Genomic DNA, 12436 nt, shown 5'->3' with positions numbered 1-12436 from the left:
TATTCAAAAAATTTGATGATTGTTGTATTATATAATTCTTTATGAGTATCAGCGGCTCTTCATCACGGCCCTGTTTTAGGAAAATGGGTCGCCTAAATATGGCCGATTAAAGAGAAAGATTAATAGGTTGAAATAATTTTTCTACATCGACGATACATTTTTTATCAGTCAGGATCATAATCACATGATCGCCTGGTTCAATACGGTGATGACGATTCGCAATGATGACCTCATTGTTACGTACAATCGCTCCTATAATAGTGCCAGGAGGTAGATTTATAGCACCGATGTCGCGGCTCACCACCCCCGAGTTCCTCTGATCTCCGTGAGCGATCGCTTCAATGGCTTCGGCATCTCCTCGCCTCAGCGAGGAAACTGTAACAATGTCAGCATTGCGTACATACCTTAACAGCGCTGAGATCGTTGCCTGCTGCGGAGAAATAGCTATATCGATTACGCTTCCTTGAACGAGATCCAAATAGGCACGTCGTTGGATAAGCGCCACTACCTTTTTCGCACCCATGCGCTTTGCTAGCATAGCAGACATGATATTAGCTTCGTCGTCGTTCGTAATGGCGATAAAGACGTCGATCTGTTCAATATGCTCCTGTGAGAGCAGCTCTTGATCTGAGGCATCACCATAAAATACAATAGTATATTTTAGCTGTGCCGCTAACTCTGAGGCTCGTTCTCGATCGCGCTCTATCAGCTTTACGCTATAATCTTTTTCTAACCGATAAGCCAGTCTAGCACCGATATGGCCTCCGCCAACAATCATGATGCGTTTATAGGGCTTTTCTAGCATCTGCATTTCACTGATCACCATGTGAATATGTTGCGAGGCAACCATAAAGAACACTTCATCGCCTGCCTCTATAATCGTTTCTCCTTTCGGATCAATGGGCTGATCCTGGCGAAAAATTGCTACGACGCGTGTTTCGATATGCGGTATATGCTCACGCAGAGACGAAAGAGCATTACCAACCAGTGGCCCGTTATAATAAACCTTAACGGCAACTAAGCTGACTTTACCTTCAGCAAAATGCACCACCTGTAGCGCCCCCGGATACTCAATTAGTTGATATATACTGTCAGTGACTAAAGTCTCCGGGGAAATTAAATGATTGACAGGTACTGCTTCCGGCGAAAACAGCTGCTCTGACTCGCAGTCATAATCATGGGAGCGGATTCGTGCAATGCGATTTGGCGTTTTGAAAATCGTATAGGCTATCTGGCAAGCAATCATATTGGTTTCATCGGAGTTAGTAACTGCTACTAGCATATCAGCATTCTCTGCACCAGCTGCACGTAGGACCCTTGGATAAGAACCGTATCCTTGAATAACGCGCAGATCGAACTTGTCCTGCAAGTGGCGTAGCGGATCTAGATTAGTATCCACGATAGTAATATCATTCTTCTCATCGACTAGGTTTTCCGCTAACGTGCCGCCGACCTGCCCTGCACCAAGGATTATAATTTTCATAAATGACCTCTTGTTTTCATCCGAGCACTTAGTTAGTGGGCGTATGTGCTCTTTAGTGTATATAAAGGCACATTTTTTGAATAAAGCAGCATATGTGACACGTCAGAAGTTAGTGGATTGATTGTGATACAATGCCAATCATTGTTAATATTATCTAAAACAATGCGTCTGGTGTGGCGGTGTTACAATCAGTCATCAGCTTCGCTCTGATCAGCTCATTATGACCACCTATGCGATGATGACCATCTACTAGTGTTGTAAACCAGCACATACAAGTTGCATCCAATCTCTGCTAGTGCTATAATTTTTTTCTTGGCAGGCATAATTCTACTACCATCTAAAGTCTGATTTTCAATCCCATGGTTATGGTTAACGGACGACTCTCGCTAATACTATTTATCAGCGCGGTAGCAGGCTGGGCGGTGTGATTTTTGCTATCATTTAGAATCTGTGGGCGGTAACGTGTATCTTACGCTCTGTCACTCGACGCCTCCGGACTTTTCTAGTCAGTTTTCTGCATATCCAATCCAAAAGAGGCATGCATTACTAGGAGCGCTACTGTAAAATACATCGGCCAGATCTTTTGATATATTGTGCAATCAGATCTCAGATAAAGCTAACGCTGTACGATGCGTTTATCGGTAGCCACCTGCCGACATTAATTCCAACGTCCTTCTCCGAAAAAATTTAATAGATTCTGTCTTCAATGATTAATTATTCGGCTCACCGCTCTTAACATGCTGATTGGTTATCAGGACTATCTTCTCTCGCTTAGTGTATATAAAGAACAGTCTTATCATCTTAACAGCATGTTTAAAACTTCATGCATCGAGTCACTACAGCCACCCTACAATGCGCGCAGCGAAAAGACCGTATACTGCTCTCATGATCTGCACTATAGTGCCGACCTTATATGAGTTGCACCATAGTATGATTGCCGTTCAAAAAGGTTTTTATCTATTTTATCAAAAGCTTATGCATCTTCACGTCGTTCTATAAAAATGAGCCGTTTGAGAGTCTGTGTCTAATGAAGCGAGTTGGTCATATTTAAATTTCGCTTTGCTATATAGGCTTGTTTGAATAGATCAATGTTACGCTTTCGGATCAGTACACCGATTTGCTCTTTTCAGGGTTACATCATGCAGTGACACCCCATCAGAAAACGCTACGACAGAGCTGACACTGATTGTTTACTAACATAACATATTAGAATAGGACGCTACCTAATATAGCCAGAAATGCTGCTGTGGAGCGCCTGTGCTAAAGTGAATTTAGTAAGCTGATAATATGATCGCCTCAAGTGTCGATTTTTCAATTAATCCAAGGAAAAGCTCAACCGGAAGTAACATGACACATGGATGCATGAATAAAATGTACCGTAAAACGCTTGTTGAGGAAGATAGAATTCTGGTTAATATTTTTGCAAAACATGGTGTTTAGTATAGGCACTAACTAAAAAAAGAGTCAGTATGACATATGAAGTAATTTTTACTGCCTTGATTCACCTACTCAACTAGCTTTTTTTAAAACTAATAATCCGAAGCGGATCAGATTCTGGCACTTACGATGCACATTACTGTCGCAGGCTTCTGTTAGGAAAGGGCATTAATCTCTTGATCTTTTCCGAGGAAACACGCTACATAATTGATGTAGTCTACGCTATAAGCGCAACAACGGGATTGCAAATCATCCACTGATCCGTAGTAATGAATACTTAAAAAAATTACTTCCGTTTTTCACTAGAACTGACGGACTGAAATTGCTATATTCTAGTGCACAAGATTTCTGGATGGTTATTTTAAGCCTACTTGACGATAATAAGAAAGTAGAAAAAAGTAGTCATGCTCAGGGGATGTAACTAGATGAGGTAATTAGGAGTACCGAAAATGCTTGGTATCACGTAAAATAGCCCTGCCGGGAACACATTCGTTACAAACTATAGTTGATTCCATAAAGCCGGTTTTATATTGTAGACATCGATCTATTAACTAAAGTGATAAAATAAAGTATTATTATTCTCAACACCTAACGTGTGTGAGCTTCGCTGGCCATAACTTCCTGCTCATTTATCGCATCTTACGCATGTCATTTGCATGACTCGATATTAATCGAGAAAATGATATTTTTTGATCGAAAACCATAAGTTTCGCATCAAGTATAACCTCTACTAGCTGCCTAAAGCTACGCCTTCTTTGAGCGTCGCGAATAGCGCAGAAAGCAGTGCTCTAAAGATAAAAATAACGCTATCGATAAAACTCGGATTATGAAGTTTTAAAAATCCGGCTACAACGCATTCTGATTACCTTATAACACGAAAGTGACTCAAGCAGTAAATCCTCGCTGGCACCGATAGCAGGGTATTCACCCCTCCAAAATGCTGTTCCCAAACACAATGCCAATATTCAAAACAGAGCAGAAATGATGCCCCTCTAACGCGAGGAGGCTGTGTTAAAAAATCTCTTAAATAACTAACAGATATTATTTCACTACCGCTAGAACTGCTCTCGTCTAAAAACACTTTTTCTATAAACAACGTTAGTTTGTCGCTTGTAGTCGCCCGAGGTATTCAGCTCCATAGTCATATTGTTACGCCGCAATCAGCAACTAAAATGGAGCCTGGCGACTTTATCAAGAGCGCCTAGAATGGTAAGATCTTGATAACGCAGCCTTTTACACATGATATCATGAAATTTTCATTTTTTTTCTGGCACTGAATTAACAGATAAAGCATATACGGAACACCTTATTCCAACAGCTTCTGCAGCTGAAATACTCTGATGCTGCGATGGCGTAAAAGAGTATATAATATAACTACTAACCCAGGTAGCACTAATCCAGCTAGTGCTGCTGACCTCAGAATCAGTTCTTCACCAGATTGAATTATAGATGAAAAACAGTAATTTCGCCTTCCGACGAGCTTACTTCCCAAACATCCGGCCCTCTGGTAAAGTTCAGCATGCACAGATACGCGTGTGATTCCGCATCATTCCGATTTTTCACCAAAAGTCTGCTCTATTTAGTGAACGCCTTATCCTATTTTTGTGCAGTCTATGCAACATGCTTTTGTGACTCTCCCCAAGAGAACTCGCTGAATATCACACCGTCTTACACAATACTTTTCTTCAATACTCGACTGGCATTTGCCTTTTACACCAATGCATCCGCACACAACAGTCGAATGTCAACGGCAACGCCGCGCTGATGATTAATGATACGATGAGGCTTTTTGGCGAAACATGGTCCTTATAAAAATAGATTCCAGAACACTCTTTACTCATTAAAAGCAATTAATAACTTTAGCTAGCTAAAGCCCCGTGCTACGTCTTCTAAAAATTAACATCTTACCAATCAGCCCGACAATGCTTCAGTTCCAGGCTGACGCGGTAAGACTAGCCGTCAGCCACTAGACCGGCGTAGGGCACCAAGGCACATGCCTCCCCATCGCAGGGGCGCAAACTTTAGGCAACAAGCAGCAAGCTTGGGACCAGATCCACCATGCATCAACCTACGTGGGCCTATGCTGAGGCCTCGTGTTAATTGCAATACTCTGCTGGCTCAGGCATAAAAAGAGATACAGTATCTCTATAAAAATTATAAGCATCACAATCAATGGGCATCTTGCCTACCTAAGAGGTGGAATATGTATTATCAACCCAAAAATAATTTACTGGATCACAAACGCATTCTCATTACCGGCGCCAGTGAAGGCATTGGTCGCCAGGCAGCCCTCACCTATGCTCACCATGGTGCATCGGTACTTTTGCTTGGCCGAACCGAGCATAAACTTAATATCGTGCAAAACCTCATCGCTGAGGCTGGCGGACGTAAGGCTCGAGTGCTAGTATTCGATTTAGCCAACACCCAGCTAGCCCCCTATCAGGGGTTAGCTCAGATCCTTGCCGATGAATGTTTATATCTAGATGGTTTATTGAACAATGCAGGAATTTTGGGTGAAATTGCGCCAATGGCTAAGCAAGATGCCACCCTCTGGTCCGAAGTAATAGCGGTTAATATCAACGGTACCTTTATGTTAACACAAGCATTGCTACCTCTTCTGCTTAACGCCAGCAGCCCATCACTTATTTTTAGCACTTCTAGCGTAGGCCGGAAAGGACGAGCAACCTGGGGAGCGTATGCAGTATCTAAATTCGCTACCGAAGGTATGATGCAAATTTTCGCAGAAGAGTATACCGCCGCTACTCTTCGGGTGAACGCAATCAATCCTGGTAGAACCCGTACTAATATGCGCGCTAAGGCGTTTCCGATGGAAGCGCCAGATCAGCTAAAAAATCCGGCTGATATCATGGCTATCTATCTTTACCTAATGGGTGACGACAGCCGGCATAAAACGGGCGTGAGCTTTAATGCACAGAGTGATGTGAAACAGAGAGGTATGACCTGACATTTATTTACTGCGTAGAGATAGTCTTTTATAATAGAATATTCCCATATGGCGCTTTAATAAAAATAGCATGCTTTCGTGACAAGTAAAAATGGCCTCCTACAATCTAACGAAATAATTTTAATGTATGTGTTTAAAAAACACTAGTCATCTAAATCTCTTTTACTAAAAAACGCTGATAGTTGCATTAATTGCAATAATCACAGCACTTACCCGGATTAGACTACGAGACATGCCAAAGACAATTCGCAGCGCATCAAGTAGCGCTGATAGTCGCTAGATCATCACAGACTCTAATATATGCAACATGTATAATTTTTTTTCGTTTTAGAGATTAACGGGTTCACTAAGCCGACTACTTATGATCTATATATCAAAAAAATAATACGATGATGCAATCTTCATCATTGCAGTTCTTATTTTTAAAATAAGACATCTAGCGGATGTCTGTAAACGCGTCATTTGAGGTTTTTATGAGCGAAAAGCTGCAAAAAGTCCTAGCTCGTGCTGGAAAAGGTTCTAGACGAGCAATCGAAACCCTTATTGCAGAGGGCCGCGTAAGCGTAGACGGTAACGTTTCTATCCTAGGGGATCGAGTAAAGGTTATAGGCACTACTCAGATTGGGGTAGATGGTCGTATTATTAGCATACCATTGGCGTCAGACGACTCATGTCGCGTGTTGGCCTATTATAAGCCGGAAGGCGAACTCTGCTGTGCGCTCCGAGATTCCAAGAGAAGACCAACGGTCTTTGAGCGCTTGCCGCGTCTTAAAAGTGCTCGTTGGGTGGCTGTCGGCCGCCTTGATATTAACACATCGGGGCTATTGTTATTTACAACAGATGGAGAACTAGCATATCGCTTGATGCGTCCAAGCTTTGCCATTGAACGGGAATATGCTGTACGTGTTTTCGGCCTAGTTGATGAGGAAAAACTGCGCCAACTGATCCGAGGCATACCCCTTAAAGACGGTCAGGCAGCCTTTCGTAGTCTGAAGTTCAAAGGGGGCGAAGGCCGTAACCAGTGGTACCATGTAACACTGACGGAAGGGAGAAATCGAGAGGTGAGACGCTTATGGGCGGCAGCCGGCGCCCAGGTCAGTAGGCTGATCCGTGTGCGTTACGGTTCAGTCATCCTACCAAGGGGCATGTCCCGCGGTTGCTGGACCGAACTTTCATTAGAAAATACAAATGCTCTACGCGAAAAAGTACAGTTACCGCTTACATCGTTCAGCAAGCGTCTGGTACAGCAGGATAATCTACGAACGAAGACCGTGAAAGCCCAACGAACGGTTAATAGCATCCAAAAAAGAACGCAATCCCGACGAGGTCAGCGTATCCATAAAATCAATCATGACCTCAGATAAGAGCGCTAAGAATAGCGCGTGTTGAGAAGCAACAGTTCCTAATGTGGACTCTAAAACAGCCTGATGAAGTCAATAAATTTTCAACTGTTGCTTTAGGGAGGAAATGAATTTATGTGGTCTGCAATTACTCAGGCAGTTCTTATGAAAATAATACACCCGAGAGGATACGCATGTTCACTAAAACGACACAGAAAACAACTTAACGCTTAAGCATTCAAGTAATCTTAATCAAAAAACACTCGTATTTACAAAAAATTAATATAGCATGAATCTTTAGCATTATTCCTATTACTTGCGCAATAGACACCTATTAAGGTGTTTCGTCCAAGAGAGAAAAGTGTTAGTCTTAAATTTCAATTACTCTAGTTAGAGTCATCCATGACTTATCTCTATTTGTTTCTTGCTATAATAACGGAAGTGATTGCAACTTCCTTTATCAAAGCTTCCGCAGGGTTTAGCAAACTAACCCCGTCTCTCTTAGTAATCATCAGTTATGTCATCTCGTTTACGCTATTATCCATTGTTCTTAAAACCTTACCTATTGGTATTGCTTATGCCAGTTGGTCCGGTTTAGGGACTTTTTTTGTCACCATCCTAAGCTATTTCTTGTATGGGCAAGCATTGGATCCCGTAGCAATGTTTGGTATTGCAATGATAATCTCCGGTGTTTTAATCATTCATTTATTTTCCAAAACCGCCGGGCATTGATTATTATAATCATGACTGAATTAGATAACAAAAAGTGCATGATGAGTGGGCAGCTGCTAGGGCTTGCATTCTGTAATCTGAACAGTTTTCAGCACTTCTAATAGCATTAGCCTAATATGGTTCAACGCTTAAGTTCCTCCCCACTCACCTCTACCTCTACCTCTACCTAAGCATCATAGTAAGAAAAGATCAGATCACTACCCAGACATGTTTTGAACCTCCAGGACAAAACGTACCACTCAACCAACACCGGTCATCTCATGCTGCTTGTTCTGAGATATGATTGCTTCCCCGCCAAGATGTTGATTATTAATAACCAAGATCCACTGATCAGTATTGCTGGTGAAAGATGAGACATCCCCTGCATCCGCGGCATTACAATTTGATAAATCAGCATAGAGCATTGCATGTATTCTTTCATGTTTTTGAACACCGCTATATTTTAGGCAATCACTAGCTGATCTCACTATTATATCTGTTCATAATATAGTCTCTATACAAAAATATCTTCATGTCACTCACTCACTGCTTACAAATAGGCTCTCAAGCAGAGGGGGGTTATCTAGAAAGATGAGTGAATGATGAAGCATAAGAGCTTATAAGAGAAAAATCTTCCGTCGGTCGACTATAACCGATCGCTCTACCTTTCAAATCCAATGATCACGGCGCTGCTGATCATGAAACAGCAAGCATTGGCTAGCTCCCCGCCACAATGTGACCGAAATTTTTTACGCGTTTTCTAAAATCCTATCGAGCGCGTCGTAAGATAAGTGGGATAAGCCATTCGCGGCAAAAGGCCATAGACATATAGTCGCACATCAAGACGCGGTGACGTTACTTCTTAAATCAAAGAAGAGCGGGCACTACCCTGAGATTTTTTAGTCTCCTTGCGTAGCGCTGCTACACACAACACGCTATCTTAAAATGTAGTGTTAGGCGTCAGCACCCTCCAGAAATTGCTGACGCGAAAAATAAAGCAGCTTACCCTACCGTAAAGAAGTGTATAATCTTGGGAAAGCCACATACTATGAATGTAGATAAACCTTTAACGCTCAGCAGCTACATGGCAGTAATGATGCCCAAGAAAAGCAAATAAGCGCTTGCTACCGGGATTGATAACTCACATTGCTAGGTTTTGCTTCTCAATATATCTGAGTGCTTATTTGACCCTACATCAATATGCTGCGCAGAAGCGGGGAAGTGAAGTGACAAGAGTTATGACATATAACCAGATCAGGGCGCTCGGCAAGCACCCAAAGTATTAGTAGCTGCTCCAAAACAGCTCTTCCAGGACCGTTTCCAGATATGTTGCTTAACTCAAAACCACCGAATAGAAAATCTGGCTCTAAAAATAGAGCTCATCCCTACGTATAAGGTACCTAGGCGCCGTTCAAAGCTTTTTTTCAATTTTCGTTGCACGGGCATTCTGATATTCATGTTGAAATAAGCACATCCTCAGCGCATTGTGATAATGTCCGTTAATGAAAAATTCTTGCAGCAACACCCCTTCCTGCTTGAAGCCCAATTTTTTATAGATATGAATAGCTTTGGTATTTTCTTCATCAACGATTAAATACAATTTATACAGATTGAGCACCATAAATCCGAAATTTAGCGCTAAATAAGTAGCTACGCTAGCATAACCTTTTCCCTGGTGCTCAGGTGCCACCAGAATAGAAAACTCAGCTCTCCGATGAATATAATCGATATTGACCAACTCGACTAGCCCCACACTAATGCTCTGCTTGTCAATAATAAACCGTCGCTCGCTGATGTTATGGATGTTTTTTTGATAAAGATCCTTTAACTCCACATAAGCTTCGTGTGGCTCTTCAAACCAGTAGCGCATCATCATCTCATTATTATTAAGCTGATGAATAAAATGCAGATCCTCTCGTTCTAATGGGCGTAGCTTGATATAATTATTTTCTGAAACTTGACGCAGTTTGTTCATAAACGCACTCTCCAATACTTAACTTAAGACATCATCAGGCGTTCCTGATGAGAATTTCTTGATACTGTTAAAGATGGCATATATAATGTAATTGTTTCCTTATTTATTTTTTCTAATATTGAAAATAGTTTCACGCACCAGGTGTTTGATGTGTACGCATCCGTTCACACTACACCAAGCTATTTTCTTGATGTGTGTTTATTTACAACATAAATAGATCTGTATTGAAAACAGCAATCATGACTTTCTATAATAAAGTCCGAATGGCACTATTTTACTTTTCAGAGCATTATGTGTCGAGCCAGCCAATAGCATAAAATGTATTTATCAAAAAACTTTTGTATGAGCTATATCATAGACGACTTGATAAAAGCACTGAATAAGCTGTATATAATATATTCACTATTACTTAATCAGATTTTAGGTTCGATCTTTTCCTGGAAATGCAAATGAGATGCCTCTCTTTTTTATGCAAGCATCAGTGTTGTATTATTGTCGTGAATTATATTTTGCCTTGTATTGAAGCAAGGTTGATCTTGTTTGCAATAGATACAGGGCGCAGCACTAGCTAATCTTAGTTGAAGCATGTTTCCTATCAGCGTAGTGCGTTGCTTTATCTTTCTAATCTAGACGTAGAAAATGAACCCTAACAAGAAAGCGATAAGAATGAGATGTAGACTACAGTGCTGCTAATATTTTTATAGAAGAAGAGTGATTTTTTCTAGAATTTCGGAAATACTACTAATAGCGATGTGTTAATATATTCAAATAATACTGAGCCTGTTGTTACATAAGCGCGCAACCTGCTTGAGTCAGGTTTCTTTTATTTTCATATCCAGTCCCGTTGGTTTATATTTGGCTATTTGCCCTTCTCCCCAGGGGAAAAGAGATAGTACGTTTTCAAAAAAACTTTACAGATTCAACGCTTAACCCTTCTATAAGCAAGAAGATGATCTTAGACTGTATAAAAATTAACTTGAGCAAGGTCTTATGGAATTTACTTTTTATCCAGAGTAAATTTTTATAAATTTAAATTATATTTAATCAATATCTCTTAGGAAAAATATGATCAGGAAATCAATGACCGGCTGTTTTAGAGAATACATTAATCATCAAAACGCCGGCGATAATCATCGTCATACCACACATTGCCACGGTATCGAGCTTTTGTTTATACAGGAAATAACTCAGAATAGCGACAAAAAACGTTCCCAAACCGGACCAACTTGCATAAGAAATGCCGACAGGTAAGGTGTTAAGAACAAGCGCTAATAACGTAAAAGAGATAGTGTAACCAATAATCACCAACAGAGAAGGCACTAGCTTCCTAAAGCCTTCTGACGCCTTGATGGAGGAAGTAGCAATAACTTCGGCGATGATAGCAATCAACAAATAGAGATAAACCATAGATCACTCTGAAAACAGTAATAAAAGTTAAAAAATAACACGTTTGACGCTTTGACGAAAGGCCCGTACAATCTATTTTTTTAGAGGACAAGAAGCTTTCATAGCCAATAACTCTATTGTTTTAAAGAAGGATTTTAGGATGCCTACACTTATTCTTGATAATAAAGATTATATACCGCTCATCCTACGTCTATTGACGCTTCTCTAAAACAAAAAAATATCTATAGTAAAAAAATACAATCATCATTCTCTCCTTTTTATCCAAAAAAATAACGTTTTTGATGAATTTTCCGCTAGCAAGCGTATGGCTATACCGTCTAAAAGCTGATGGGCATCCCCACAGCACCATACCGTTAAAACCTGTGACTCTTATCGTTGCCTCGGCTATCTAAGGATCATAATCACGCACCCTTACATTACAACTTGAAAGTTTTTTAAATAGCGACCTGGCTTGTTTTATCTAGGCAGCTATGATGGAGCCTACGTTCTTTTCTAGAGCTTTATTACCACTACTCATGTGCCCATTCTGATCTGCGTTATCACACTTACAAGATGTGGATAAAAATATAAATACTCATTCTGTGGAGCAGTAAACATATGCATGTTCTGCCTTTATGAGAATTTATTAAGTGATAAAAATCATGTTATTTTAGTATAAGTCTTACGTATGACATGCTACTCGTCTCCGGTATACCATTTTCTTATTAGCTCTAGATGAATGACCTTTATTACTATATTTCATGCATCTACATTTCTACTAATGATTCGCTCATCTCACTGCATGAATATTAATACATGGTTTTTATAACAATAAAAAATTTTAATTTACTCACGATCTGCCGAAACAATAAGGCGCTCAAGTGCCGCATACTGTAAAAATAGAAATCCATATGGCAGCTCTTTCTGCATGCGAAGAGAAAGGTTCACTAGCACAGCAGCACCGCTAATGTAGACTTGAAGCAGCAACACAGACGGGCAAGGTAGGCAGCGTTGCTTGACAGCACTTTCGATATACGTGAGTGACGTGTTCTTCTTTTAAAGAACAAATACATCTGCTTTTCGGCAAGGCCGGCTTCGAAAGATTGACTAGCAGATAACTATAGGCATCGTCAACATGG

General features: G+C 40.7%; 6 protein-coding genes. 3 read left to right on the top strand and 3 right to left on the bottom strand.

The window, feature by feature from the left end; all coding sequences use genetic code 11:
* Positions 1-106: 106 nt before the first annotated feature.
* The gene (gene trkA, locus A359_RS00180; RefSeq protein ID WP_014887749.1) at positions 107-1483 is read right to left on the bottom strand and encodes a Trk system potassium transporter TrkA; all 1377 of its coding nucleotides are present in this window, start codon (positions 1481-1483) and stop codon (positions 107-109) included.
* 3640 nt (positions 1484-5123) lie between these two features.
* Between trkA and A359_RS00175 the strand changes: the two genes are divergently transcribed.
* The 3 genes from A359_RS00175 (at position 5124) to A359_RS00165 (ending at position 7957) form a co-directional block, all read left to right on the top strand.
* Positions 5124-5885: a YciK family oxidoreductase gene (locus A359_RS00175; protein WP_014887747.1), complete on the top strand. Its 762-nt coding sequence runs from the start codon at positions 5124-5126 to the stop codon at positions 5883-5885.
* A 473-nt stretch (positions 5886-6358) separates the two neighbouring features.
* Positions 6359-7249, top strand: coding sequence for a 23S rRNA pseudouridine(2605) synthase RluB (gene rluB, locus A359_RS00170; protein ID WP_014887746.1), 891 nt, complete (start codon positions 6359-6361; stop codon positions 7247-7249).
* 378 nt (positions 7250-7627) lie between these two features.
* Positions 7628-7957, top strand: a complete 330-nt coding sequence (locus tag A359_RS00165; protein WP_014887745.1) for a DMT family transporter — start codon at positions 7628-7630, stop codon at positions 7955-7957.
* Between the two features lie 1390 nt (positions 7958-9347).
* Here the strand turns inward: A359_RS00165 and speG are convergent.
* Positions 9348-9911 carry a spermidine N1-acetyltransferase gene (speG, locus tag A359_RS00160; RefSeq protein WP_014887744.1) on the bottom strand — a complete coding sequence of 188 codons (564 nt, stop codon included), beginning with the start codon at positions 9909-9911 and terminating at the stop codon, positions 9348-9350.
* Positions 9912-10988: 1077 nt separating this feature from the next.
* Positions 10989-11318 (bottom strand): DMT family transporter, encoded by a 330-nt coding sequence (locus tag A359_RS00155; RefSeq protein ID WP_014887743.1) that lies wholly within the window; start codon positions 11316-11318, stop codon positions 10989-10991.
* Positions 11319-12436: the final 1118 nt, after the last annotated feature.

It is taken from the genome of secondary endosymbiont of Ctenarytaina eucalypti, assembly GCF_000287335.1.
In the GTDB taxonomy this organism is placed as follows: Bacteria; Pseudomonadota; Gammaproteobacteria; order Enterobacterales; family Enterobacteriaceae.
Note: the sequence above shows the minus strand (reverse complement) of the source record. Positions and strands in the feature narration are given on the sequence as shown.

Bases quoted from the DNA above. Each gene is read 5' to 3' on its own strand.
- trkA (WP_014887749.1), bottom strand. From the start codon at position 1,483: ATGAAAATTATAATCCTTGGTGCAGGGCAGGTCGGCGGCACGTTAGCG.
- A359_RS00175 (WP_014887747.1), top strand. From the start codon at position 5,124: ATGTATTATCAACCCAAAAATAATTTACTGGATCACAAACGCATTCTC.
- rluB (WP_014887746.1), top strand. From the start codon at position 6,359: ATGAGCGAAAAGCTGCAAAAAGTCCTAGCTCGTGCTGGAAAAGGTTCT.
- A359_RS00165 (WP_014887745.1), top strand. From the start codon at position 7,628: ATGACTTATCTCTATTTGTTTCTTGCTATAATAACGGAAGTGATTGCA.
- speG (WP_014887744.1), bottom strand. From the start codon at position 9,911: ATGAACAAACTGCGTCAAGTTTCAGAAAATAATTATATCAAGCTACGC.
- A359_RS00155 (WP_014887743.1), bottom strand. From the start codon at position 11,318: ATGGTTTATCTCTATTTGTTGATTGCTATCATCGCCGAAGTTATTGCT.